Origin of the sequence: Acidovorax sp. (assembly GCF_046291265.1) — a bacterium.
GTDB lineage: Bacteria > Pseudomonadota > Gammaproteobacteria > Burkholderiales > Burkholderiaceae_C > Acidovorax.
This window is the reverse complement of the sequence record NZ_JBKBTV010000014.1, coordinates 14291-39814: the sequence shown is the minus strand read 5'-3', so window position 1 is coordinate 39814 and position 25524 is coordinate 14291. Positions and strand designations below refer to the sequence as shown.

Below are 25524 nucleotides of genomic sequence, written 5' to 3'. Positions count from 1 at the left end.
CAGCGTATCACCCCCGTTCCGTGGTGTGTCCGTCGCGCATTCTCAGAGCCTCTGCGTGAAAGCCCTTGATGCTGCGTGTCCAAGTTCGCCAACAGGTAGGTCTGGCCAGCGCAGGTCTGCGCCTTACTGCCTGACTGGTAGTGCCCAGGATTGCCCGGACTGCAGCGGCATGCCATATTCGGTACGCGGGGAAGGCCGCAAAGATCAATGCCTTAATACCAACAGGAGTTTCATGCGGCGCATCAAGACCCGGATTGCCATCTTGTACGGCGTTGGCCTGTTGGCCGTCCTGCTGCCCATCATCGCGGCGGTTTTGCTTGCCGAGTACCGCAGCCTGCAACAGCAAAAGGACCGTGCGAACCGGCTCGCTGGCGAAATTCTTTCCCGCGCGCACCGCGTCACTGATCAGCTGGCAGTGGCACTGCGCGAGCTGAACGCCGCGCAAGGTGCCGAGCGCTGCTCCGATGCCAACCTGGACCTCATGCGAAAGCTCGTGGTCCAGTCCCACCTGCTCATCGATGTGGGCTATGTCGACAAACAGGAGATGGTGTGCTCGTCCTTTGGTCGCAATGCCTACACCGTCGGCGCTCCGACCTACCGGGGCGGGGGCGGGTATGACGTCCGCACACAGGTTGAGCATCCTCTGCTTCCCGGCTCTCGGCTGGTGATCTCCACCGATCCCAAGACAGGCTTCTCTGCACTGGTCCATGAGGGGGCCGTGCTCGACGTTGCACCGGCCGACAGTCGATTGACCTACGGCGTCGTGAGCGTGCGCAGCCAAATGGCGCTGTTTCAGCACGGCGCGTTTGAACCGGGCTGGCAGGAGAACATTGGCAGCACCCACGAAACCACCTTTTTTGACGGCACGCGCATCGTGGCTTGGAATCGGTCCGATCGGTATGACTTTGCCTCGTATGTGGCCATCCCGCGCAGCGAGATTGACCACGACTGGGCGCGCGCCATGCTGGTGTTAGTGCCTGTGGGTATTGGCGCGGGTCTGGTGCTGGCACTGGTGGTGGCGCAACTCGTGCGGCTGCAGCGCACGCTGTCGACGGCGCTGCGCGACGCGCTCAAGAACGACGAGCTGTTCCTGGCGTATCAACCCGTTGTCGATCTCGCCTCGGGCCGCTGGATCGGGGCCGAGGCGCTGCTGCGCTGGCGCAATGCCAACGGCGTGATGGTCAGCCCCGACGTGTTCATCCCCGAGGCCGAACGCAGCCACCTGATTGAGCGCATCACCGAGCGCGTGGTGCAGTTGCTGGTGCGCGATGCTGCACAACTGCTGCGCGAACGCCCGGACTTCTATATCGCCATCAATCTGTCAGCGCAGGATTTCAGCAACCCGGCGCTGGCGGATCGACTGCGCGGCGCATGCGCGCAGATGCGCGTGCACCCCCGCAGTCTTCACATCGAGGCAACGGAGCGCGTTTTCCTGGACGTGGGGCAAGCCCGCAAGACGGTCGCTGCGCTGCGAGCGCAAGGGCACGTGGTGTCGATTGACGATTTCGGCACGGGCTACTCCAGCCTGTCTTACCTGACGGAGTTCGAACTGGACTGCCTCAAAATCGACAAGTGTTTCGTCAATACCATTGGCACGCAGGCCGTGACCCGCAACGTCATCGGCCACATCATCGAAATGGCCAAGTCGCTCCAGCTCCGGATGATTGCCGAAGGTGTGGAAACGCAAGAGCAGGCCACCTACCTGCGCGAGCATGGGGTGGAGTTTGCGCAGGGCTGGTTGTATGCGAAGGCGATGGACATACGCCAGTTGGTGCAGGAACTGGACACAGCGAAAAGCTGACCGTGGCGACCAGCGGTTGACACCACGTCAACCGCTGCGGCTGCCGCGATGGACAAGGCGGAGAGGGCGCACAACACCGCCCATGGCAACAATCAAGCCACTTCCTTACAAGCCTGTCCCTCATGTCCCAAAACACCCATACCCTGCAGCTCTTCTTTGAAGACCCGATCAAGCTCAAGCTGGGCCAATTGGTCTACCAGTACCTGGCGGCGGGCAATGCCGAGCAGGCCCAGCGCTGGGCCGACAAACTCGGTGGCGCCGATCTGGACGCGCTGTGGGATGACCAGTGGTTTAACCAGGAGGTGTTTGCCGAGCCCAACCGCCTGACGCTGCGTTTTGACACGGGCACGACCGACGACCTCCCTTTGCGCGCGCTGGAGGCGCTGTTTGCCCATGGTCTGCAAGCTGCGGTGCTGGAAGTGTTCTACGACCAAGTGGGCGAAACCGAGCGCATGCATTTTGATTCGGGGCAATGGGTGTCCCGCCAGGCGTTCTTTCAGAAAAACCCGCAGTGGCAACCCGTGGTCGAGCCCAAAGCCCAGCGTGGTGAAAAAGGCGAGAGCAGCGAGGACGACGAGGGCGATGAGGATGCCGACTACGCCTGCTCCAAAGACCCTGCCAAGCCGATTTCCATCACCAAGCTGCGCAAGCAGGAGGCGGAGCGCAAGCGCGAGGCGCAAGAGGCAGTCGAAGCCATCGTCGACTTCGCCAAGGCCATAGGTAAAAGTGGAACATCACCGGTGAAAGGGCTGATCGCGGTGCTGCTGCTGCGCGCCGGGCTCAAGGGGCTGCTGCAGGCGTTTGTATTTACCGTAGTCACCGTGCTGCTGTTCAAGGGTTTCTGGTTGTGGCTGGGCTTGGGGCTGGTGTTGGCGGTGGTGCTGCCGCTTTACTACATGCTCAGTGAATACAAGGACCTCAAGGGAGATGACGACGATAACAACGACGGCAGCAATGACGATGACGGCAGCCCGGCCACCGTCATGGCCCGGGGTAGCCCAACATGCTGACGCAAATCGAATGGTGGGGCGGGCTGATTTTTGTGGTGGGGGCGCTGACCCACCGGATGGTGATGGGCGCGCTCGAGACGAAGGACGAAGGCATCTCGTGGTACCGGCTTCAGATGCACGCTTTCTACCTGCTGCCTGCCGGGGTGCTGGCGGGTTACTTCTACCCGCTGGAGCAGCTTGCGCTGCAGTACGCCTACCTGGCGGTGCTGGGTGCATCGCTGGTGATCGTTGTGGTGATGCTGGTGCAAGAGATGACTGGCGACTCCGGCGAGGGAGATCAAAACGACAAGGTAGATAAAAGAGGGGAAGGAGGAGAAGCAAAACCAGCTGAAGAAGGCGACGACGAAGAGCCCGGCTGGTTGATGTCGGTGGTAGGGGCTCTGGTGCTGTACAGCCCGGTACTGGTGGCGTGTGGACTGGGCTGCGCCAAGGCGTGGCCCCTGGTTCAGCCGCTGATCTAGGAGGATCTGAAACCCCGAGGCGCTGGATGGTGCTTTGGGTCTCGGGGTCGCGGACTGTTCGAACCACCGCTTTTTGCGGCTGGGTGGCTTCGGCACAGATGACAATCCGTGCCAGCCACCCGCCGCATTCTTTTTCCTGACCCGTGGTCGTTTCCCTTGCCGCCAGCCTCTTGCCTATCTCGTCCCATTTCCTCATGGCCACCGATTCCTTTGCCGATCTGCTGTCGATCTACATGCGCCGCATCCGCGCCAGCGCCTCGGGCGTGGCCACCGAAATCGGCCTGAGCCGCGAGGCGGTGAACAACTGGCGCAACGGCGTGTCGGTGCCCAACCCGCGCTCGCGCGACCGCGTGGTGGCCTGCACGCGCTACCTGCGCCTGGCAGAGAGCGAGGCCAACCGCCTGCTCAGTGCCGCAGGCTTCGCGCCCGAGTTCCCGCTGCAGGCCGAGTCGGTGGGCGCGCAGCCATTTGCCGCGTTTCAGGACAAGGTGTTCGCCCAGCTCGCGCAGGCCGTGCCGTACCCCATCTCGCTGCTGCTGTCGCCCGCGCACTGGGGCCAGCCGCCGTTTCGACAAGAGCTGCTGCAGCGCGCGCGTGCGCAGTACGGCGAGGCATCGGTGCTGCACATCCAGCCGCCTTACAGCGTGAGCACCGCGCAGGCTGACTACTTTGCGGCCATCGGCCGCCAATGTGGCCTGGGCGAGGTAGCGTCGGACTACGAATTTGAATCCGCGCTGGAGCGCCGCCTGCTGGCGGGCGAGCGCATCTTCTGCCTGGTCAGCCGCTTTGAGCAAGGCACGCCCGCGCTGCGCGAAACCCTGGCGGGCATTTTGCGCAGCCTGAGCGAGATGCACAGCGGCCGCCTGCACCTCCTGCTGTGTGGCGGCGAGGCGCTGGCCGACCTCAAATACCGCAGCGGCGACCTCTCGCTGCTCAACATCGCGCAGGTCAACCATTGGCCCGACCCGTCGCTGGACGACCTCATGCAACTGGCCCGCCACCGCTGGCCCGAGCACACTTGGACCGGGTCGGTGGTGGCCGAGTTGAAGGCACTCAGCGGCGGCCACCCCGCGTTGTTTGAAGAGGGGCTGCAGTGGCTGGTGGACCACGGTGTCGGCGATGGCCACGCACCGTCCAGCGCACTGCGCACGCACTTGGCCAGCAGCCCGCGCCTGTGGCAGACCTTTTTGCCGCTGGCCCAGGCGCCTGCCACCCGCACGCGCTTGTTGCAACTGCTGCAGGCCGACGACCTGGGCCGTGCGCGCCCCTATCTGCAGGACGACGAACTGCGCAGCCTGTTCTGGGGCAACCTCATCCACGTGCGCGGCGCGGGCGATGCGGCGCGGCTGCACTGGCGATGCGCCACCATTCGGGATGCGGGTTTGATGGTGCTGGAATCATGCTCGACCGACTGAAGCCCCTGCTGTCTACGGCCGTGGTGCGCGCGGTGGTGATTGCGGTGGTCACGCTGTTTGTTGCCAGCGCGCTTTTCACGCCCCAGCTCAACCCGGTCACGCGCGGTGGGTTCCTGGCGTCGGTCAATGTCGGCCCGGTGTGGGGCGAGCTGGTGCAGTGGCGCATTGCCATGATCGAGGCGCGCAACGAGCTGGATGGCTGGCCCAAGGACATCCACCAATACGCGCCGCGCATTGCCAACCCGCAGTTGCGCGTAACGTCTCCGCGCCCCAACGTTCTGCAGGCCGACATCGCCCACAACCCCGAGCTGGGCAAGCTGGCCGGCACGCAGGTGGTGATGGAACTGAAACCCGGCACCCACACCTGGACGTGCCGCCCCGGCAACCCGCCCATTCCCCCCGGCTACCTGCCCATCAACTGTCTGGAGGGCAGCACCGACGACTTTGAGCCCGCCAAGCCCTCCACCCATGCCGCCGATGCAGATCCGTTTGCCTGGCTGCGCTCGCTCATCCTGTGGTGCGGCGTGATCTTTGCCTTGGGCGCCGTGGTGTGGGTGGTGCGCCACCCCCTGATCGGCGCCGGGCAACTGCGCCCCGCACGCCTGCGCCGCACCCCGCTGTCGCGCTTGCCGCAGATCGACCGGCTGCTGCGCTGGTTGCGGCGGCTGGAGCCCACCCTGCTGGCCGCCGACATCCGCATGGTGGACTGGCGCCGCGCCGTGTTGTGCGCGCAGGCCACGGGCGCCGACCATGCACCGGCCCTGGCACGCGCATTGGCCGAGCGCGTGTCGGCCCGCTGCCAACCCAGCACCGACTGGGCGTTGCCCGGCCAGGTCTTCGAGTGGCAATTTCCGCCCGACCTGCCCGTGTCGCTGGACCGTTGCATGGTTTTCATCCCCACGCCCGGCATCGACGAAGCCACCTTGCTGCGCCAGCTGCGCGCCGCGCAGACCGGTAGCGATGTGCTGCTGATCCTGAGCGAACACAGCGTGGACACGCCCTGGCCGCTGCTGCGCGCCCATGCCGACGACCGCGCCAACCTGCATGTGATGGTGGACAGCGCCAGCCAGACCGAATGGCTGATTGGCGGCGAAGCGCTGCAGGTGCTGCTGCGCCAACTGGCCGCGCAGCTGCGCATCACCCGCATCTCGCCGTACCAGACGCGCGGCGGCGTCACCCGCGAAGGTGCCTTCTTTGGCCGCGCACAACTGCTGGCTCGCGTCATCAACCGCGAGCCCGCCAACTACCTAGTCGTGGGTGGTCGCCAACTAGGCAAGAGCAGCCTGCTCAAGGCTGTGCAGCGCCGCATGCAGGGCCATCCGCACACCGTGTGCCACTACGTCTCGCTGCGCGACCACCGCCTGGCGCCGCGCATGGCGCTGCAGTTTGGCCTGGCGGCCGACACGCCGCTGGAAGCCATCGTGGACCACCTGCAGACCCAGTACGAGGGCAAGCGCCTGGTGCTGCTGATCGACGAAGCCGACCTGTTCTTCCGCGACGAGTCGAACAATGGCTACGCACAGCTGTCCACCCTGCGCGCGCTGAGCGAAGAGGGGCGCTGCTGGTTCATGCTGGCGGGCTTCTGGGACCTGTATGCCACGGCCGTGCTCGACTACCAGAGCCCCTTGCGCAACTTTGGCGAGGTGCTGGCCATCGGCGGGCTGGAGCGCGCCGCCTGCCGCGAGCTGGCCACCGAGCCGCTGCGCAAATTGCGCCTGGGCTTTGACAACGAAAAACTGGTGGACCGCCTCATCGACGCCAGCGGCCAACGCGCCAACCTGGTGGCCATCCTCTGCCAGGAGTGTCTGGAAGCGCTGGCGCCCGGCGAACGCGTCATCGAAGCCCGCCACCTCACCCAAGCCCTGGCCTCGCAGGCCGTGCAAGACGCCCTGGCCGGCTGGGGGCGCCTGAGCCACGACGAAGCCGCCTGCCGCCTCGACCGCATCGTGGTCTATCACACCGCCCAGGTCGGGCAGACCAGTCTGGTCGCCCTGGCCCAACTTCTGCAAAGCCACGGCATCACCGGCGATGCCCAGGCCCTGCGCCAGTCGCTGGCGCGCCTGCAGCTGGCCTATGTACTGCGCAAGCAGGACGCCGACTACCGCTTTGCCATCCCGCTGCTGCAGGACCAGTTCGAGCCGACCGAGGTGGAGCTGCTGCTGCACCAGGAACTGGCGGTGCTGGCGCGCAGTGATATAAAAATATGAGAAAAAAAGGCCGTTTGCGCTTATTGGATAAGGGCCTGTAGCTATCAAATTTGGTGTTCCATGCCTTTTAAGGCATGGCCACCACCACCACCACCACCGCCCCGCGCTTGCGCCCCGTCTCCACATAGGCATGCGCAGCGGGCAACTCGGAAAAGGGGTAGGTGCAGTCAATCACCGGCCGCAGCGCTCCCGCGTGGGTCAGCTCCATCAGCAACTGCAGGTCCCGCACACGCTCTGCCGCCGGGCCACCGATGCTGCGGCGTGTGCCGCGGGGGCGGGCCAACACGTCCATCAGGTTGCCCGCCACCGACAGGTAGCGGCCGTGCTCGTTCAGGCGCGGCAGGCAGGCCGCAAAGCTGCTGGCACCTACGGTGTCGGCAATCACGTCCCAGCGTTGATCGAGTTGGATGAAGTCCTGCTCGGTGTAGTCGATGACGGCGTGTGCACCCAATGAACGCACCAGCGCCACGTTGCCCGTGCTGCACACCCCCGTGACCGACGCCCCCCGGTGCTGCGCCAGCTGCACCATGGCGCTGCCCACCGCGCCCGATGCACCAATCACCAGCACCTTCTCGCCCGCCCGCACCTGGGCCTTGTTCAAAAAATGCAGTGCTGTCATGCCCCCAAACGGCAAGCTGGCCGCTGCGGCAAAGGACATCCGCGCTGGCTTGTGGGCCAGGGGCCTGCTGGCGGGCAGCACGCAGTATTCGGCATGGCAGCCCATGGCCATTCCGGCCACGCCCAGCACAGCGTCGCCCGGCTGAAAGCCCTGCACGTCGCGGCCCACGGCCTCCACCACACCGGCCACATCGGTGCCCAGCACCGGCTGGCGCGGCCGCGCCAGTCCAAACGCCAGCCGCCCCATCAGCCCAAAGCCGCGTGGCAGGTTTTGCGTGCGAATGCGCACGTCGGCCGACGACACGCTGGCCGCCAACACCCGCACCAGCACATCGTGCGGGCCAGGGATGGGGCAAGGGCGCATCTGCAGCGCCAGCACATCGGTACCGCCGTAGTTGTTGCACACCCAGGCGCGCATGGTGGCGGGGATGTGGGCGGTAGATGGAATGGCAGGCATGGCGAGGCAGATGGTTGGAGGGGGACGGACGGACGGGTAGCGCAACCGCAGAGCGTAGGCAGATGCGTGTCTTGTGCGCAACCCGACCTTGGGCGGGGTCACCGCGCGGTACGCTGTAGAGCCATGCCCTCCTTGAACCCCACCCTCTACACCGTGGCCTACCCCGAATGCGGCGCGCAAGACCTGCTTGCCGTGGACGCCTGGCGCGCTGCCCACGACGCTGCGGGCCATGCGCTGGTCCGCCCGCATTTCACGCTGGTGTTTGCGTGCAACGCGGTGGATGAGTCCACGTATATGGCCCACGTCGCAGCGGTTGCGGCGCGCACTGTGCCCATTGCCTTCCACTGTCGCTACGCCATGCTGGGGGCCGACGCCCACAGCCCTCGCGCCCATGCGTGTCTGGTGCCGGACGAAGGGTATGCCGCGTTGTCGCTGCTGCACGATGCGCTGTACACCGGCCCACTGGCCGACCAACTGCGGCTTGATCTGCCTTACACACCACACATCACGGTGGGCACGTTTGAATCCGCACCGCAAGCGCGGCAGTGGTGCGTCGAACGCAACCATGTGGGTGTGTCCATCCCGGGGCGTGTGGGCGCGCTGTGGGTCGGGCAGGTGACGGATGGCCGTTTTGATCACCTGGGTCGGTTTGACCTGGTGGGCTGAATCCTTGTGCTGCTCCTACACTGCGGCCATCCGGGTCCCAAGACCACCAGTCTTGGACCGTCACAGGAGGTTGAAAAATGTCCATTCAGCTTGATCACCTCATGGTGCCTGCCCGGGACAAACTGGCCGCCGCCCGGCTGCTGGCCGAGTTGCTGGGCGTGCTCTGGTCCGTAACAGGCGTCGGGCCGTTTGCGCCCGTGTTCGTGAACGATGGTTTCACCATCGACTTTGACGAATGGCCCGAGCCCATTCCGCACATCCACTACTGCTTTCGCGTGAGCGATGAGGCTTTCAGCGCCATCCTCGCGCGCATCCAGGCGGCGGGTATACCGTACCGCAGCGCGGTGCACGGCCCGGTGGACAGCCAAGTAGACACAGCCCACGGTGGCCGCATCGTTTACTGGAACGAACCCGACGGGCACCAGTGGGAGATGCTGACCGTGAGCTATGCGCGTGCTGCAGCAGTTTGATCGATAGATTTCAAAAGAAATTGGCCTCTATCGCTTATTGAATAAGCGCTGATGGCTATCAAATTTGTAGTTAATGCTGCCCGTGGTTCAAGGCCGTTGCGCCATCACCAGTGCATACATCACCTGCGCCGCCACCGACAAACTCTCGTCCCGGCGCCTCACCAAGTAGATCTGCCGCGTTAGCCCGGGCAGCGACAGTGGCCGCGTGACCAGGCCCGGTTGCTCGAAGTGGAACAGCGTGAGCGCAGGCACCACGCTGATGCCCAGCCCCGCGCGCACCATGCCCATCACGGTGGCCAGTTGCTCCGCCTCCATCAGCGTGTGCATGGCCTGTGGGTGCAGAGCGGCCTCCAGGTACTGGCGCACGCTGCTGGTGCGCGCCAGGTGGATGAAGGGCCAGGCGGCCAGGTCCTGCGCGGTGATGGTTTTGCGGCGGCGCGCCAGCGGGTGGTCGGCGGTGCACACCAGGTAGAAGTTGTCGCTGCAAAACGGCTCGGCCTGCAGGGCGGGCGTGTCGGCGCGGATGGCGGCCAGCGCAAAGTCGGCATGACCGCTGGACACGCGGTCGATGCAGGGCTCTGACAGCACATCCGCAATGTCGATCTCGATGCCCGGGTGCGCCGCGCGGTACTGCGCCAGCACGCCGGGTAGCCAGCCTGCGGCCAGTGACGGCAGCAGCGCCACGGCCACGCGCCCGCGCTGCAAGGTGGCTGTGTCGCGCACGGCGGCCAGTGCGTTGGTGATCTCGCTGCGGATGCGGCGGGCAGATTCCAAAAAATTCTGCCCCTCGGACGTCAGGTCGACATGGCGCGTGCTGCGGTCAAACAGGCGCAGACCCAGGTCGCCCTCCAGCGCGCGGATGAGGGCGCTGAACGCGGGTTGCGACAGGTGGCACACCACGGCGGCGCGGGTAAAGCTGCGCTGCTCGGCCAGCGCGATGAAGGCGTCCAGCTGGCGGCTGGAGAGGTGGTGGGTACTCATGGGTGAGCCATCAGACGGCGGCTATTCATTTGAATTTCAGATGGATTGATCGTAACAATCGATTTCACAGAATACCGCAGTCTCCCTAAAGTGGCCCCCTGAGACAAAGACAACGGTCTGCAAGGAAAACATGGCGAACCACGCTCATCACCACAACCTGCTGGTCGGCTGCGCAGCCGGCTTTTCGGGCGACCGCACCGACGCGGCCTTGCCCGTGGTGCAGGCGCTCATCGCCAGCGGTCAGCCGTCGGTGCTCATCTTCGAGACCCTGGCCGAGCGCACGCTGGCTCTGGCGCAATTGGCTCGCCGCACCGATCCCGATGCGGGCTACGAACCCCTGCTGGTCGACTTGCTGCAGCCCGTGCTGGCGCAGTGTCTGGAACACGGCGTGCGCATCGTCAGCAACTTTGGCGCGGCCAACCCCCATGGCGCCGCACGCCGCATCCACGCGCTGGCGGCCGAGCTGGGCCTGCCCCGCCCCCGCATTGCCGTGCTGCAGGGCGACGACCTGAGCGGCCCCGCCCACCGCGCACTGCTGCAGGATGCCTTGGGCGATGCCATGCCCACCGAGCCCATCGTCAGTGCCAACGCCTACATTGGCGCGCAGGCCATTGCCGATGCGCTGCGCGCCGGTGCCGACATCGTGGTCTGCGGCCGCGTGGCCGACCCGTCTTTGGTGCTGGGCCCGGCGCTGGCCCACTACGGCTGGGCCCTGGACGACTGGGACCGGCTCGCCCGCGCCACCATGGCCGGGCACTTGCTCGAATGCGGCGCACAGGTCACGGGCGGCTACTTTGCCGACCCCGGCTACAAGGACGTGCCGGGCCTGGCCCAGCTGGGCTACCCGATTGCCGAGATTGATGCCGACGGCCACTGCACCATCACCAAGCCCGCTAGCACCGGCGGCTGCATCACCGAGCGCACGGTGAAGGAACAACTGTTGTACGAACTGCACGACCCAGCGGCGTACCTCACGCCCGATGTGGTGGCGGACATCACCGAGGCCCAGGTATGGGCTGTCGTCTCCGACGCCGTTCGGCTGGAAGGTGTGTTGGGCCACGCGCAGCCGCCCACGCTCAAAGTCAACGTGTGTTTTGAATCCGGCTGGTTCGCCGAGGGCGAAATCTCCTACGCCGGCCCGCGCGCCGAGGCCCGCGCCCGACTGGCGGGCGAGGTACTGCGCGAGCGCCTGCAAGGTCTTGGCCCGCTGCGCATCGACCTGATCGGCGTGACCAGCGTGTTGGGCGACGACACCAGCCGTTGGCTCGATGCGTCCACAAGCGACAGCGGCGATGCCCGGGACGTGCGCCTGCGCGTGGCCCTGCAGCACCGCGACCACGCCAGCGCCCAACGCCTGGTGCGCGAGGTGACCGCGCTCTACACCTGCGGCCCCGCAGGCGGCGGCGGCGTGCGCACCGCCATGCGCCCGCGCCTGGGCACCGTGTCGTGCCTGGTGCCGCGCGAGGCCGTCGCGGTGCATTTCGAGATGGTTGATTGATCGATGAAGGAACGACGCACCATGACTTCCGCCACCGCTTCAACGATCACTGTTCCGCTCTATCGCCTGGCCCACAGCCGCACGGGCGACAAAGGCAACCGCTCCAATATCAGCGTCATCGCCTGGCACCCCGCGCTGTGGAATGTGCTGGTCGACCAAGTCACCGAAGCCGCCGTGACACGCCAGTTCGCGCTGCGCCAGCCGCGCCAGGTCACGCGCTACCTGCTGCCCCAGCTGCAGGCCATGAACATCGTGCTGGACGATGTGCTCGACGGCGGCGTGAACGATTCCCTCAACCTCGACAGCCACGGCAAGGCGCTGAGCTACCTGCTGCTGGACCTGCCAATCCAGGTGCCCGCCGCGCTGGCACTGCATCTGGCGGGACCGCCGATGTAGCCCCGGCCAAGGCACGCGGTGGTTTTGAGGGCCCTGCGCGCAGCACCACCGATTTCCCTTTCCCCATATCTAACCTAACTAAACCAGGAGACAACATGAACCACACGCCTTCCCATTCGACGATTCACCGCACCCGTCGCCACACCCTGGCCGCCGCAGCCCTGCTGGCACTCGGCGCTTTGTACGCCCCTGCCGCTTTGGCCCAGGCGCCTACTTACCCGGCCAAGGCCATCACCTTTGTGGTGCCCTTTGCCGCAGGCAGCGCCACCGACCAACTGGCCCGCGCGCTGGGCCAGTCCATCACCAACGACACCAAGCAGCCCGTGGTCATCGACAACAAGGCCGGTGCCAGCGGCATGATCGCGGCCTCCGCCGTGTCCAAGGCCGCGGCCGATGGCTACAGCGTGCTCATCACCACCAACACCACGCACGCCGCCAACGAGCATCTGTACAAGAAGCTTTCGTACGACCCGGTCAAAGATTTCGCGCCCGTCACCGGCTTGGGTAAGGGCGGGCAGGTGATGGTGGTCAACGCCAATGCACCGTACAAGAACGTGAGCGAGCTGCTGGCCTTTGCCAAGAAGAACCCCGGCAAGCTCAGCTTTGGCAGCGGCAGTTCATCCAGCCGCATGGCAGGTGAAATGCTCAAGCAACTGGCGGGCGTGGACATCCTGCACGTGCCCTACAAAAGCAACCCGCTGGCCATCACCGACCTGCTGGGCGGGCAGATCGATTTGATGATCACCGACACCTCCACCGGCGTGCCGCAGGTCAAGGCGGGCAAGCTGCGTGCCCTGGGCTACTCCACCCAAAAGCGCAGCGCGCAGTTGCCCGACGTGCCCACGCTGGACGAGGCCGGGGTGAAGGGCTATGACATGGGCTACTGGTTTGCCGCCTATGTGCCCGCCAACACGCCCGCCGCCGTGGTTGCGCGCCTGAACGAGCTTCTGACCGCCGCCACCAAAAGCGCGGCGGCCACGAGCTTCTTTGACAACGCGGGCTCCGAAGCCTGGAGCACCACGCCCGACGAACTGGCCAAGTTTCAGGCCGCCGAAACGACGAAGTGGGGCAAGGTGATCAAGGCGGCGGGGATTGAGGCGGAGTAAGCCGCTCGCCTGGCGCACGCTGACCGGCACGGCGGCGTACGCTCCTTCGTTTTATTTTTCGAGATTGGGAACAGCCAGCTAACCTGTTTTGCCAACATCGCCCGGCCGTGGGTGATGGGATGGCCCGGGGTTGGGCCTGTGGTTGCACAACGCCGCTTCGGTTTGGCGGAGCGCAACCACCCCGAGCGGCTGCAGCGTTCAGGTGGTCGCCTTGAACGGGCTGCGCGCCTGCAGCTCGCTCAGGTAGCTTTCCACCCCCGAACCTTCGCGCTGCAGAAACCGCTCTACCGCCTCGGCAAATGCCGGGTGGGCCAGCCAGTGGGCGCTGGTGGCTTGCACCGGCAGCAAGGCGCGGGCCATTTTGTGCTCGCCCTGGGCGCCGCCTTCAAAGCGCTGTACACCATGGTCGATGCACCACTGCAGGGGCTGGTAGTAGCAGGCCTCAAAGTGCAGGCAGTCCACGCGCTCCAGCGCGCCCCAATAACGGCCGTAGGCTACGAAATTTTGGTCTTTTTGGCCACTAGCGCTTGATGGTAAAGCGCTGATAGCTATCAAACTACTAGCAATCGGCTGGCCGTCGCGTTCGGCCACAAACAGCAGCCACGCCTCGGGCATGTGGGCCGCCATGCGGGCGAAGAAGTCCCGCGTGAGGTAGGGCGGGTTGCCGTGTTCGAGGTAGGTGCGTTCGTAGCAGCGGTAGAAAAAATCCCAGTCCGCCGCGATGATGTCTGCGCCGCGCGACCAGCGGAACGTGACCCCGGCATCGGCCACGCGGCGGCGCTCCTGGCGGATCTTCTTGCGCTTGTCTTGGGCGAGGCTGGCGAGGAAGTGGTCGAAATCTGTGAAGGGTTGACTCTCTCCGCCGACAGGCGAGGACTCCTCAGGGATAAGCGCCGCAGACGAAGCGGGCAGCTCGGGGGGCACGTTCTCGCCGCCGCCGGGCCGCCCCAAGGCGGTGAGGGCCCCACGCGCTGGTGAAGTCGGAGCCCCTTCCCCGGCATGGGGCAGCGAACCACGCGCAGCGGGGAGCGTGGGGGCCACGTTCTTCCAGTGGAATTGCACGGTGTGCCGCAGCATCAGGTCTTGCTGTGCGCTGGTCAGCACGTCGTCGTCGCTGGCAAACAGGATGTGCACTGATGACACGTTTTCGTCTTCGCACCATTGGCACACCGCCTGCACCAGCAAGGCGCGCGCCGCATCGTCACGCGCCATGAGGCGGGTGCCAGGCACGGGGGTGAAGGGCACGGCGACCACGGCCTTGGGGTAGTAGGGCACGCCGTGCTGTTCGTAGGCGCTGGCCCAGGCCCAGTCAAACACGTACTCACCGTAGGAGTGGTTCTTGAGGTACAGCGGGCAGGCGGCAATCAGTTCCTCGCCTTTCCACAGCGTCATGAACCGGGGCGCCCAGCCGGTGCGTGGGGTGGCGCTGTCGCTCTCCTCCAGCGCGGCCAGATATTCGTGGCGCATGAACGGGGTGGGGTGGCTTTGCGCCGCCAGCAGGGTGTTCCAGGCGGTGGCATCCACATCCATCGCAGTGGCAACTACGCGGGCGATAATGGCAGCTTCAGCCATGCACACCCCGGTTTTGCTTCGCAAGCTGCGGGCCAATATTGGCGGTATTCAACCTGGCCGCAGGGGCCGATTCCAGTTCCATGACGCTCTCCATTTGCACTGCGCAGCTCAACTTTGTGGTGGGCGATATGCCCGCCAACGCTCAAAAGATCATTGCGGCTGCCCGTGAGGCCTATGCCCAGGGCGCCCGTTTGCTGCTGACGCCTGAGCTGGCCATCTGCGGTTATGCGGCCGAAGACCTGTTCCTGCGCCCCGCCTTCATTGCGGCCTGTGATGATGCCGTGAAAACCGTGGCCCGCGAGACTGCGGGGTTGAAAGGCTTGGCCATCGTGCTGGGCCATCCGCAGGCCGTGGCGCCCGATGCGCCTGCATTCAGCGCCTGCTTCAACGCCGCCAGCGTGCTGCGCGACGGGCAGATCGAGCAGACCTATGCCAAGCGCGAGCTGCCCAATTACCAGGTGTTTGACGAGCGCCGCTACTTTGTGGCGGGCGACAAGCCTTGCATCTTCGAAGTGGAAGGCGTGAAAGTCGGCGTGCTGGTGTGCGAGGACGCCTGGTTTGCCGCCCCCGCACGCGATGCCGCAGCGGCGGGTGCACAACTGCTGGCGGTCATCAACGCATCGCCGTTCCATTTGGGTAAAAGTGCCGAGCGCGAGCAGACCATGCGCGAGCGTGTGGCCGAGACGGGTTTGCCGCTGGTGTACGCGCACTTGGTCGGCGGCCAAGATGAAGTCGTATTTGAAGGCCGCTCGTTCGCGCTGAACGCCGATGGCTCGGTGGCCTGCCGCGGGCCGGGATTTGAGGAAAAACTGGTGTTTGCGCAGGTCCATCAAGCGCAAGCAGCTATCAAAATTGAAGCAGACATAGCCCCAGAGAAAAGCCTGGAGGCCGACCTGTGGGACGCCCTGGTGCTGGGCGTGCGCGACTACGTGGGCAAGAACGGTTTCCCAGGCGCGCTGCTCGGGCTGTCGGGTGGCATTGATTCGGCCCTGGTGCTGGCGGTTGCGGTGGATGCGCTGGGGGCAAACAAGGTGCGTACGGTGATGATGCCGTCGCCCTACACGGCTGACATCAGCTGGATCGACGCGCGCGACATGGCCACGCGCATGGGCGTGCGCTATGACGAGATCTCCATCAAGCCGCAGTTCGAGGCCTTCAAGGCCGCGCTGGCCAGCGATTTTGCGGGTCTGGCGGAAGACACGACCGAAGAAAACCTGCAGGCACGCATCCGGGGCACGCTGCTGATGGCGCTGTCCAACAAGTTCGGCTCCATCGTGCTCACCACGGGCAACAAGAGCGAGATGTCCACCGGCTACTGCACGCTGTATGGCGACATGGCGGGTGGTTTTGCGGTGATCAAGGACGTGGCCAAAACCCGCGTGTTCGACCTGGCCCGCTGGCGCAATGTGAACGACCCGTATGGCACGGGCGTGAGCCCCATCCCCGAGCGCATCATCACGCGCCCGCCCAGCGCCGAGCTGCGGCCCGATCAGAAGGACCAGGACAGTCTGCCGCCCTACGAGGTGCTGGACGCCATCGTGGCGCGCTACATGGAGAACGACGAGCCCATCGAGTCCATCATCGCCAGCGGCTTTGCGCGCGCCGATGTGGAGCGCGTGACGCGGCTCATCAAGCTCAACGAGTACAAACGCCGCCAGGCGCCGGTAGGGATAAGGGTGACGCGCCGCAGCTTCGGCAAGGACTGGCGTTACCCTATCACCAGCAAATTCAGGGCCTGACGCTTCGGCGCTGCGCCTTCAGCCCCCATTTTTTACATCCTCCAGGAGACACGCCATGAAAATGATCACCGCCGTCATCAAGCCCTTCAAGCTCGAAGAAGTCCGCGAAGCCCTGGCCGAATGTGGCGTGACCGGCCTCACCGTGACCGAGGTAAAGGGTTTTGGCCGCCAGAAGGGCCACACCGAGCTGTACCGTGGCGCCGAGTACGTGGTGGACTTTCTGCCCAAGGTGAAGGTCGAGGTCGTCGTGAAAACCGAGGACGTGGACCGCTGCGTGGACGCCATCGTGAACGTGGCGCGCACCGGCAAGATTGGTGACGGCAAGATTTTTGTGACCGCGGTGGAGCGCACGGTGCGCATTCGCACGGGCGATCTGGACGACGCGGCGGTGTGAGCTCCCCCTGAGTCGCTGCGCGCCTCGGTGCCGCCGCCAGAGGCGGCGTCTCTTCGGGCTCGTCCAAGCCTGCGCAGGCAGGCTTGGAGCCGCGGCCCTCAGCCCCTGAGGGGGACGCCACCAGTGGCCTGGCAAAGCCAGTTCCACGGTGGCACTGGCCTTGCGCTGCGCCAGTTTTGCGGGCCGTTAGATCACTGAGCGCAGCGGGATGGGCGCTTGATCTGGTCCAGCGTCTTGCACCAGCGTACGCAGCATAGCTTCGGCATCTGTGTCTGCGTGCAGCAGGCCCATCTGCCATTCCCCCATAAAGCCGCTGGCCACACTGGTCTGCAAAAAGCCCAGCAGGCCGTCGTAGTAGCCGGCCACGTTGAGCAGGCCCAGCGGCTTGTCGTGGTAGCCCAGCTGGCGCCAGGTCCACACTTCAAACAATTCTTCAAACGTGCCAATGCCGCCGGGCAAGGCCAAAAAGGCGTCGCTGCGTTCGGCCATGAGGGCCTTGCGTTCATGCATGGTTTGCACGATGTGCAGCTCGTCGCATTGGCGGTTGGCGAGTTCCTTGTCGACCAGCGCCTGGGGAATCACGCCCACAACGCGACCGCCAGCCAGGCGCGTGGCCTCGGCTACGGTGCCCATCAGCCCGCTGCGACCGCCGCCGTAGACCAGTTGGCCTCCGTGGGCGCCGATCCATTGGCCGACAGTTTTTGCGGCCTGGGCAAAAGCGGCGTCTTCACCGGGACGGGAGCCGCAGTACACACACACAGAAAAAGCGGGTTCAGCCATGGGAAATCCTCTGAAAAATTGCCGCAGCCCAGGTACCCATGCACAAAAGCAGCGCCAGCAGCACCGCGGCGCTGCCCATGTCCTTGGCGCGTTTGGACAGGTCATGCCATTCGGGCCCGATGCGGTCGATGGCGGTTTCAATGCCGGTGTTGAGCAGTTCGACAATCATCACGATCACGACCGAGCCTGCCAACAGCGCGACCTCTACCCAGCTTTGCCCGAGCCACAGCGACGCAGGAATCAGCACCATGGCGGCGATGGCCTCTTGGCGAAAGGCTTTCTCGTTCCAGCCCGCGCGCAGGCCTTCTACAGAATAGCCAGCCGCGTGCCAGACGCGGTTGATACCTGTGCGCGCTTTTTGGGGGTTGGCGGGCAAAGTGGGTTCAGAGGGGGAGGGGGACATGGAATGGTTGTTTTGCACGCTCCGCACCGACACGGGCGCTGACCGCGGAGCAATGCCTATTTTTTGGGAAGCTCAAAGTGCACCAATCGGGTGCCCGCCATTGCGTCGTGCCAGAACTGGCGCTCGGGATGAAAGCGACTCAAGATGGCCCAGATGGCCACCCAGCCAAATGTCAGGACCAGCACTTCAACCGCCGATACGCCCAGCGAATAGGCGGCGAGTGGCGGGAGGAACCACACCCAGCTGAGCGCATAGCGCAGCAGTGCTCGCGGCTGGGTGATGGGTTGCCCCGCTTTGTCTACCACGCGGATATGCCAGGTCTTTTGTGCCAGGGTCTGGCCCTTGGCCCAGAACCAGGTGAAGTAGATGCCGAAGATGACAAACAGGAAAGCTTGCAGTGCATGGCGGTTGTCCATCGCATTGCGGGTTTGGCTGAGGGTGCCAAAGAGGTAGCCAGCAATAAAGACGACCCCGAACATCAACATGCCTTCGTACAGCCAGCAGGCCATGCGGCGCCACAGGTTGGGAGTCGTGCCGAGAGTGTGAGGGGGGGCGCCGGGGGTATCAAGCTGCGGCGCGCGAGCGGGGGGAGAAGCGGGCATTCCGGAAAAACCGCGCAGAGCGGTGTCAGGCTAGAAAACTACTGAGGATACAGGCCTGAGGTGTCAGGCGTCACGGGTGGACTGTTTGCCGATGACGGGGCATCCGAAGAGCTGGGACTGAGCGGCGGGAGTGCCGACGGTACGGCCACCGGGACCGAAACCGGAGCGGTTTCCACCACGGTGGGCTCAGCGTGTGGGGCGGGTGACGCCGTGCTGGCTGCTGCCGCGGGGGTGACCGGCGCGGCCACACGGGGCGATTGGTCAATGACCGGCGGGATTTTGGGAGCGTTCGGACGGTTGGGGTTGGCCTGTGTCGCGGCTGGAACCTGCGCCAGCTTTTTGGGAGACACCGGGCGCAGGGCCGTAGCAGCGCCCTTGGGTTTGGGGGCCGCCTTGGCGGCCAGTGCCCGCTTTTCTTCGTCGGAGAGCGCTTGGTAGGCCTCCCACTGGGCACGCTTGTCGTCGCGAGCCAATCGGTTGGTGACGGCGTAGTTCAGTCGCGCCTGGTTGCGCTGCTGGGCACTCAGGCTGGCCCAGTCCGTCATGCGGTCATGAAACTTGGTCTGCTCTTCGGGTGGCAAAGCAGAAAAGTTGGTGGCCAGCGATAGCCAGCGGCGCTTTTGCGCCTCGCTGATGAGCGCCCAGCGCTCTGCCAACGGGTACAGGGCGAGTTTCTGTGGGGTTGTCAGCGTCTGCCAGCCAGGGCCCGTCTCGACCAGGGGTGTTGCTGCAGTGCCACTTGCAGCGGGGGGGCGCACGTTGTTGGGCGCTGCGATGGCCGCCTCGGCGCCCACAGGTAGCAACGTGCCTGGCGCCATGCGCATCTGCATCCAAACCACGCCACCCACCACGGCGAACGCGCCCAGAAGCGCCAAAGCCAGCACAAAGGCTGGCAGGTGGGGGCGGGCGTCAGTGGGACGTGGGTGCATGCAGTCCGGTGTCAGTCTGATCAGTTCGACTGGGCGGAAGTCTTGAGAAATTGTACAAAGCCTGGATCTGCGTAGGCGGCTGGCGGCAGGTCATCGGTCAGCAGGGCGGCATCCACCTCGGCGAGGTCATTGGCGCTGTCTTCGTCCTGGGCAATGTTGATCACCACAAGGCCAACGACCAAAGCCATCAACGGAACCGCCGAAACCAGTGCCCTCCACCAGCCCCCGCCTTTACTGCCACGCCCCAGGGTGGCGCTGCCCCCCCCATTGACGATGACCGGAGCCGCAATGCGTGCGGGTGCTGTCAGCTTCTTGCGTTTGGCAAGCGCCTGCATGCGCGAGGCGCGAAGCCGTTCTGAAATGTCATAGGGCAATTCGCTCGTACCGCTGGACAAACGCGTTGCGACGCGCAGCGCAAAGCGCTCTGCTGCAGCTTCTGCTTGTGCGGATGGGGTCTGTACAGTGTTCATGGCTCGATTCCTTTGGCCTTCAGTGCCTTGCTGAGGCTTTGTATGGCACGAAAACAGTGCGTTTTGACGCTTCCCTCGGAGCAGCCCATGGCCGCTGCCGTTTCTGCTACATCCATTTCTTCCCAATAACGCATCAGGAACGCTTCCCGTTGACGTGGGGGCAACTCGGCGATCTCGGCCTCAATCCCATGAAAGATCTGTGCCCGGCGGGTCAGATCTTCGGCGCTTTCTGCGCGTTCCCCATTCTCTGGGCCTGAATACGCTTCCAGTAGATCAAAATCCATGCCATCTTCACCGGGGCCTTCAAAGTCGCTCATGCTCGAAAACAGTGCATTGCGTGTTTTTTGGCGGCGAAACCAGTCCAACGTGCAGTTAGACAGGATGCGCTGGTACAGCATGGGCAGCTCGTTGGCCGGTTTGTCACCGTAGTGTTCTGCCAGCTTGAGCATGCTGTCTTGAACAATGTCGAGCGCCGCTTCCTCGTTGCGAACGTGATAGACCGAGCGCTTGAAGGCGCGCTTTTCTACACTTTTGAGGAAATCGGAGAGTTCTTGTTCGGTTGCCAAGACGGGTCAGCCCGGGAGGGATCGGCGCCGCTAGGCACCAAAAATGTGGCTATGTGGCACTGTGAAGCCATAGATTATCGCATCCAGCGGTGAATTTTTTAGGGCTCTTGGGTTTTGGTTGTGTTGCAGTGCGATAATCGCCGCTGCAATTCAAAAGGCAAACGGGTCACGGTCCGGCGGGCAATCATCTCGCTTATGTCCTTGGCCTCAAGTTCCGAGCTGGCTTCACAAGAGCGCGTGCAAGGAGCACCCAAGGTTTTTCGTCAGAGAAATTCACAAAGGTTGATCGATCATGGAAATCTCCAAAGCTGAGCTCTCCTCAGCTGCCGCTGCTTCGCAGGGCAACAATATCTCCCCCGTTTCCGGTGCTCAGGACCTTATGGGTTCCGAGATCCTCATCAAGTCGCTTCAGGCTGAGAACGTTCAGTACATCTGGGGCTATCCCGGCGGTGCGGTTCTCTACATCTACGACGCGCTCTACAAACAAGACACCATCCAGCATGTGCTGGTGCGCCACGAGCAGGCCGCTGTGCATGCTGCCGACGGTTATGCCCGTGCTACCGGCGAAGTCGGCGTGGCGCTGGTCACGTCCGGCCCCGGCCTCACCAATGCTGTCACCGGTATTGCCACGGCCTACATGGACAGCATCCCGATGGTGATCATCTCCGGCCAGGTGCCTACGGCCGCCATTGGACTGGACGCATTTCAGGAATGCGACACGGTCGGCATCACCCGCCCCATCGTCAAGCACAACTTCCTCGTCAAGGATCCGCGTGATTTGGCCATGACGATGAAGAAGGCCTTCCACATCGCACGCTCAGGCCGCCCTGGCCCCGTGGTGGTGGATGTGCCCAAGGACGTGTCCTTCAAGAAGGTGCCGTACAGCGGCTATCCACAAAGTGTGGAAATGCGCTCGTACAACCCGGTGCGCAAGGGGCATGGCGGACAGATCCGCAAGGCGCTCCAGTTGCTGCTGGTGGCCAAGCGTCCCTATATCTACACCGGTGGCGGCGTGCTGCTGGGCAACGCCACCAATGAACTGCGTACCCTGGTGGACATGTTGGGCTACCCCGTCACCAATACGCTGATGGGCCTGGGCGCCTATCCAGCGTCGGATCGCAAGTTTCTGGGCATGCTGGGCATGCACGGCACCATCGAAGCCAACAACGCGATGCAGAACTGCGACGTGCTGCTGGCTGTGGGCGCGCGCTTTGACGACCGCGTGATCGGCAATCCCAAGCACTTTGCGCAGAACGACCGCAAGATCATCCACGTAGACATCGATCCGTCGAGCATCTCCAAGCGCGTGAAGGTCGATATCCCGATTGTTGGTGATGTGAAAGATGTGCTGACTGAGCTGATCTCCATGATCCGCGAGAGCAGCACCCGCCCCGATGCCGGTGCGCTCGCCGCGTGGTGGGACACCATCGAAGGCTGGCGCAGCCGCGATTGTCTGAAGTACAGCATGGGCAGTACCGATGTCATCAAGCCGCAGTACGTGGTGGAAACGCTGTGGAACATGACCAAGGACGTCGACACTTACATCACATCTGACGTGGGCCAGCACCAGATGTGGGCTGCGCAGTATTACAGGTTTGACGAGCCGCGCCGCTGGATCAACTCTGGTGGCCTGGGAACCATGGGTGTGGGCATTCCCTACGCGATGGGCATCAAGCTGGCCAAGCCCGAATCTGAAGTGTTCTGTATCACGGGCGAAGGCTCGGTGCAGATGAACATTCAGGAACTGTCCACCTGCCTGCAGTACAACACGCCGATCAAGATCTGCTCGCTGAACAACCGTTACCTGGGCATGGTGCGGCAGTGGCAAGAGGTTGAGTACGAAGGCCGCTACAGCCACAGCTACATGGATGCGCTGCCCAACTTCGTGAAGTTGGCCGAGGCTTATGGCCACGTCGGCATGTTGATCGAGCACCCGAAGGACGTGGAGCCTGCGCTGCGCGAAGCGCGCAAGCTCAAGGACCGCACGGTGTTCATGGACTTCCGCACCGACCCCACCGAGAACGTGTTCCCGATGGTGCAGGCGGGCAAGGGCATCACCGAAATGTTGTTGGGGTCGGAAGACCTTTAATAAGCAAAATCGGCCTCCAGCGCTTATCCAATAAGCGCTACTAGCTATCTAATGCATAGCAATCACTTTTTTTGACGAATCTATTGCCTGCCAAGCCCGTGTATTACCGTGCACGGGGGAGGGCAGCGAAAAGAGGAATCTGCACCCATGAAACACATCATTGCTGTCTTGCTGGAAAACGAACCCGGGGCGCTGTCGCGCGTGGTCGGCCTGTTCTCGGCCCGTGGTTACAACATCGAATCGCTCACCGTGGCGCCTACCGAGGATCCATCGCTGTCGCGCATGACGATCCAGACCGCGGGTTCCGACGACGTGATCGAGCAGATCACCAAGCACCTGAACCGCCTCATTGAAGTGGTCAAGGTGGTTGATCTCACCGAAGGTGCCTACACCGAGCGCGAGCTCATGATGGTAAAGGTGCGCGCGGTGGGCAAGGAGCGCGAAGAGATGAAGCGCATGGCGGATATCTTTCGTGGCCGCATCATCGACGTGACCGAGAAGAGCTACACCATTGAGCTGACAGGCGACCAGTCGAAGAACGACGCTTTTCTGCAGGCCATTGACCGCACCGCCATTCTTGAAACAGTCCGCACCGGTGCCAGTGGCATCGGCCGCGGCGAGCGCATTCTGCGCGTGTGACGGATTGGCCTTCGACCAGCTAGCGTCGTTGGGGAGCCTTGCCGTGCTACAGCACTGTCTGCGGCTCCCCAGCCTAGCCATCCGGCCGAAATCCAATCCTATGTAAGACAATCCCCTGTTTTAATTTTTTCAACCAACAACGTATTTCAACCGGAGCGACCCATGAAAGTTTTCTACGACAAAGACACCGACCTGAGCCTGATCAAGGGCAAGACCGTAGCCATCATCGGATACGGCAGCCAAGGCCATGCCCACGCACAAAACCTGAACGACAGCGGCGTAAAGGTCGTGGTCGGCCTGCGCAAGGGCGGTGCATCGTGGGACAAGGTCGGAAAGGCCGGCCTGAACGTGCTGGAAGTCAACGAAGCGGTTGCATTGGCCGACGTCGTAATGATTTTGCTGCCCGATGAGAACATCGCGGCTGTTTACACTGAAATCGAACCGCATCTGAAAAAGGGCGCTTCGCTGGCCTTCGCCCACGGCTTCAACGTGCACTACAACCAAGTCGTGCCCCGCGCTGACCTGGACGTCTGGATGGTCGCCCCCAAGGCCCCCGGCCACACCGTGCGCAACACCTACACCCAAGGCGGCGGCGTGCCCCACCTCGTGGCTGTGCACCAGGACAAGTCCGGCAAGGCCCGTGACCTGGCCCTGAGCTACGCCGCAGCCAACGGCGGCGGCAAGGCTGGCATCATCGAGACCAACTTCAAGGAAGAAACCGAGACCGACTTGTTCGGCGAACAAGCTGTGCTGTGCGGCGGTGCGGTCGAGCTGATCAAGATGGGTTACGAAACCCTGGTCGAAGCTGGCTACGCCCCTGAAATGGCCTACTTCGAGTGCCTGCACGAGCTCAAGCTCATCGTGGACCTGATCTACGAAGGCGGCATTGCCAACATGAACTACTCGATCTCGAACAACGCCGAGTACGGCGAGTACGTGACCGGCCCTGAAGTGATCAACGAGCAGTCGCGCGCTGCCATGCGCAATGCCCTGAAGCGCATCCAGAACGGCGATTACGCCAAGATGTTCATTCAGGAAGGCCGCCTGAACTACCCATCGATGACGGCCCGTCGCCGCAACACGGCCGACCACAGCATCGAAGTGGTGGGTAGCCAATTGCGCGCCATGATGCCCTGGATTGCCAAGAACAAGCTGGTCGACCAGACCCGCAACTGATGCTTCACTCCTGAGCCATCAAAAGGCCACTTCGGTGGCCTTTTTCATGGGCGTGAAGTGCTGCTCGCAGGCGCTACACTGCGGCCTTCGCCTTGGATGCGAGCGACAACTGACCTGCTGGGCAGAAGGTTGTCGATTACTATAAATTTAATAGCTGCTTGCGCTTTGCTGGCAAGCGCTGGAGGTCTTTTTGATGCATGATGGCAATGGTTCCACCGAAAGCACCGAGGTGATGGTGCGCAAGCGGCGCAAAGGCATCTACATCTTGCCCAATCTGTTTACGCTGGCGGCGCTGTTTGGGGGGTTCTATTCCATCGTGATGGCCATGGATGGCCGCTTCGACTTGGCCGCTGTGGGCGTTTTTTGTGCCATGGTGCTCGATAGCCTGGACGGCCGTGTGGCCCGCATGACCAACACCCAAAGCGCGTTTGGTGAACAGATGGATTCGCTGTCTGACATGGTGTCTTTTGGTGCCGCGCCTGCCTTGATCGCCTACGAGTGGTCGTTGAGAGGTTTGGGGCGCTGGGGCTGGATTGCCGCTTTTGTTTACTGCGCCTGCGCTGCCCTGCGCCTGGCCCGTTTCAATGTGAATACCAGCGTGGTGGACAAACGCTACTTCCAAGGGTTGCCGTCACCTGCAGCGGCGGCTTTGGTAGCGGGCTTTATCTGGCTTATGACCGAGTTGGGGGTGCGCCCTGGGGAAGACCTGTGGCTCACCTGGAACCAGGTCACCTGGATCATGTTCGCCTTCACGCTGTATGCGGGCCTCACGATGGTGACCAACGTGCCCTTTTACAGCTTCAAGGACTTGCAGATGAAAAAGAGCGTTCCTTTTGCGGCCATTGTGCTGATTGCACTGGGTATCGCCGTCATCAACATCAACCCTCCCATCGTCCTGTTTGGCGTTTTCGTTTTGTATGGTGTGAGTGGCTACGGGGTGTACGCATGGCGCAAGGCCAAGGGTCAGCACAGCAGTGTCATCAGCACATCGACGGATGAACCCGATGAGCGCGGACTTCACAAGTGAACAAGGTCGTGTTTGGCGACTTGTGCTACATTACACCGCATGAAATCGTTTG

Annotated in this window: 25 protein-coding genes; 16 read left to right on the top strand and 9 right to left on the bottom strand. The window is 63.6% G+C overall.

Annotated elements, in window-relative coordinates; all coding sequences use genetic code 11:
- Positions 1-232 precede the first annotated feature (232 nt).
- The 5 genes from ACK41V_RS07755 (at position 233) to ACK41V_RS07735 (ending at position 6894) form a co-directional block, all read left to right on the top strand.
- Positions 233-1801 (top strand): EAL domain-containing protein, encoded by a 1569-nt coding sequence (locus ACK41V_RS07755; protein ID WP_409780174.1) that lies wholly within the window; start codon positions 233-235, stop codon positions 1799-1801.
- A gap of 122 nt (positions 1802-1923) precedes the next feature.
- Positions 1924-2811: a hypothetical protein gene (locus ACK41V_RS07750; protein WP_409780172.1), complete on the top strand. Its 888-nt coding sequence runs from the start codon at positions 1924-1926 to the stop codon at positions 2809-2811.
- Positions 2805-3272 carry a hypothetical protein gene (locus ACK41V_RS07745; protein ID WP_409780169.1) on the top strand — a complete coding sequence of 156 codons (468 nt, stop codon included), beginning with the start codon at positions 2805-2807 and terminating at the stop codon, positions 3270-3272. Before ACK41V_RS07750 ends, ACK41V_RS07745 begins: the two co-directional genes overlap by 7 nt.
- A gap of 194 nt (positions 3273-3466) precedes the next feature.
- The gene (locus ACK41V_RS07740) at positions 3467-4687 is read left to right on the top strand and encodes a hypothetical protein (protein ID WP_409780166.1); all 1221 of its coding nucleotides are present in this window, start codon (positions 3467-3469) and stop codon (positions 4685-4687) included.
- Positions 4672-6894: an ATP-binding protein gene (locus ACK41V_RS07735; RefSeq protein WP_409780163.1), complete on the top strand. Its 2223-nt coding sequence runs from the start codon at positions 4672-4674 to the stop codon at positions 6892-6894. Before ACK41V_RS07740 ends, ACK41V_RS07735 begins: the two co-directional genes overlap by 16 nt.
- A 67-nt stretch (positions 6895-6961) precedes the next feature.
- Here the strand turns inward: ACK41V_RS07735 and ACK41V_RS07730 are convergent, their stop codons facing one another.
- Positions 6962-7969: an NAD(P)-dependent alcohol dehydrogenase gene (locus tag ACK41V_RS07730; protein ID WP_409780160.1), complete on the bottom strand. Its 1008-nt coding sequence runs from the start codon at positions 7967-7969 to the stop codon at positions 6962-6964.
- Between the two features lie 123 nt (positions 7970-8092).
- On the opposite strand from ACK41V_RS07730, the gene ACK41V_RS07725 reads away from it, so the two are divergent.
- On the top strand, positions 8093-8635 hold the full coding sequence (locus tag ACK41V_RS07725; protein ID WP_409780157.1) for a 2'-5' RNA ligase family protein: 543 nt from the start codon (positions 8093-8095) through the stop codon (positions 8633-8635).
- A gap of 77 nt (positions 8636-8712) precedes the next feature.
- Positions 8713-9105 (top strand): VOC family protein, encoded by a 393-nt coding sequence (locus tag ACK41V_RS07720; RefSeq protein ID WP_409780154.1) that lies wholly within the window; start codon positions 8713-8715, stop codon positions 9103-9105.
- Positions 9106-9192: 87 nt separating this feature from the next.
- Here the strand turns inward: ACK41V_RS07720 and ACK41V_RS07715 are convergent, their stop codons facing one another.
- Positions 9193-10086: a LysR family transcriptional regulator gene (locus tag ACK41V_RS07715; RefSeq protein WP_409780151.1), complete on the bottom strand. Its 894-nt coding sequence runs from the start codon at positions 10084-10086 to the stop codon at positions 9193-9195.
- Between the two features lie 130 nt (positions 10087-10216).
- Between ACK41V_RS07715 and ACK41V_RS07710 the strand changes: the two genes are divergently transcribed.
- The 3 genes from ACK41V_RS07710 (at position 10217) to ACK41V_RS07700 (ending at position 13086) form a co-directional block, all read left to right on the top strand.
- Positions 10217-11584 (top strand): acyclic terpene utilization AtuA family protein, encoded by a 1368-nt coding sequence (locus ACK41V_RS07710; protein ID WP_409780148.1) that lies wholly within the window; start codon positions 10217-10219, stop codon positions 11582-11584.
- Positions 11585-11605: 21 nt separating this feature from the next.
- Positions 11606-11980 carry a hypothetical protein gene (locus ACK41V_RS07705; protein WP_409780145.1) on the top strand — a complete coding sequence of 125 codons (375 nt, stop codon included), beginning with the start codon at positions 11606-11608 and terminating at the stop codon, positions 11978-11980.
- A gap of 95 nt (positions 11981-12075) precedes the next feature.
- Positions 12076-13086, top strand: coding sequence for a Bug family tripartite tricarboxylate transporter substrate binding protein (locus ACK41V_RS07700; RefSeq protein ID WP_409780142.1), 1011 nt, complete (start codon positions 12076-12078; stop codon positions 13084-13086).
- 198 nt (positions 13087-13284) lie between these two features.
- On the opposite strand, the gene ACK41V_RS07695 is transcribed toward ACK41V_RS07700, so the two are convergent.
- Positions 13285-14658: a GNAT family N-acetyltransferase gene (locus ACK41V_RS07695; RefSeq protein WP_409780139.1), complete on the bottom strand. Its 1374-nt coding sequence runs from the start codon at positions 14656-14658 to the stop codon at positions 13285-13287.
- Between the two features lie 80 nt (positions 14659-14738).
- Between ACK41V_RS07695 and ACK41V_RS07690 the strand changes: the two genes are divergently transcribed.
- Both ACK41V_RS07690 and ACK41V_RS07685 read left to right on the top strand, forming a co-directional pair.
- Positions 14739-16397 carry an NAD+ synthase gene (locus tag ACK41V_RS07690; RefSeq protein WP_409780136.1) on the top strand — a complete coding sequence of 553 codons (1659 nt, stop codon included), beginning with the start codon at positions 14739-14741 and terminating at the stop codon, positions 16395-16397.
- Positions 16398-16452: 55 nt separating this feature from the next.
- A complete protein-coding gene (locus ACK41V_RS07685) occupies positions 16453-16791 on the top strand; it encodes a P-II family nitrogen regulator (protein ID WP_056638495.1) in 339 nt (112 codons plus the stop codon).
- 186 nt (positions 16792-16977) lie between these two features.
- On the opposite strand, the gene ACK41V_RS07680 is transcribed toward ACK41V_RS07685, so the two are convergent.
- The 6 genes from ACK41V_RS07680 to ACK41V_RS07655 are packed head-to-tail and all read right to left on the bottom strand — an operon-like array spanning position 16978 to position 20541.
- Positions 16978-17571: a TIGR00730 family Rossman fold protein gene (locus ACK41V_RS07680; RefSeq protein WP_409780132.1), complete on the bottom strand. Its 594-nt coding sequence runs from the start codon at positions 17569-17571 to the stop codon at positions 16978-16980.
- Positions 17564-17974 carry a diacylglycerol kinase gene (locus tag ACK41V_RS07675; RefSeq protein ID WP_409780129.1) on the bottom strand — a complete coding sequence of 137 codons (411 nt, stop codon included), beginning with the start codon at positions 17972-17974 and terminating at the stop codon, positions 17564-17566. Before ACK41V_RS07675 ends, ACK41V_RS07680 begins: the two co-directional genes overlap by 8 nt.
- Positions 17975-18030: 56 nt before the next feature.
- On the bottom strand, positions 18031-18576 hold the full coding sequence (locus ACK41V_RS07670; RefSeq protein WP_409780126.1) for an RDD family protein: 546 nt from the start codon (positions 18574-18576) through the stop codon (positions 18031-18033).
- A gap of 38 nt (positions 18577-18614) precedes the next feature.
- Positions 18615-19505 (bottom strand): DUF3106 domain-containing protein, encoded by an 891-nt coding sequence (locus ACK41V_RS07665; RefSeq protein ID WP_409780124.1) that lies wholly within the window; start codon positions 19503-19505, stop codon positions 18615-18617.
- A 20-nt stretch (positions 19506-19525) separates the two neighbouring features.
- A complete protein-coding gene (locus ACK41V_RS07660; RefSeq protein WP_409780121.1) occupies positions 19526-19975 on the bottom strand; it encodes a DUF3619 family protein in 450 nt (149 codons plus the stop codon).
- Positions 19972-20541, bottom strand: coding sequence for an RNA polymerase sigma factor (locus ACK41V_RS07655; RefSeq protein WP_409780119.1), 570 nt, complete (start codon positions 20539-20541; stop codon positions 19972-19974). The genes ACK41V_RS07660 and ACK41V_RS07655 overlap by 4 nt, the downstream gene beginning before the upstream one ends.
- 292 nt (positions 20542-20833) lie before the next feature.
- On the opposite strand from ACK41V_RS07655, the gene ACK41V_RS07650 reads away from it, so the two are divergent.
- The 4 genes from ACK41V_RS07650 (at position 20834) to pssA (ending at position 25472) form a co-directional block, all read left to right on the top strand.
- On the top strand, positions 20834-22630 hold the full coding sequence (locus ACK41V_RS07650; RefSeq protein WP_409780116.1) for an acetolactate synthase 3 catalytic subunit: 1797 nt from the start codon (positions 20834-20836) through the stop codon (positions 22628-22630).
- A 147-nt stretch (positions 22631-22777) separates the two neighbouring features.
- Positions 22778-23269: an acetolactate synthase small subunit gene (ilvN, locus tag ACK41V_RS07645; RefSeq protein WP_409780113.1), complete on the top strand. Its 492-nt coding sequence runs from the start codon at positions 22778-22780 to the stop codon at positions 23267-23269.
- Positions 23270-23431: 162 nt separating this feature from the next.
- Positions 23432-24445 (top strand): ketol-acid reductoisomerase, encoded by a 1014-nt coding sequence (ilvC, locus tag ACK41V_RS07640; protein WP_409780110.1) that lies wholly within the window; start codon positions 23432-23434, stop codon positions 24443-24445.
- Between the two features lie 193 nt (positions 24446-24638).
- On the top strand, positions 24639-25472 hold the full coding sequence (gene pssA / locus ACK41V_RS07635; RefSeq protein WP_409780107.1) for a CDP-diacylglycerol--serine O-phosphatidyltransferase: 834 nt from the start codon (positions 24639-24641) through the stop codon (positions 25470-25472).
- The last annotated feature ends 52 nt before the right edge of the window (positions 25473-25524 follow it).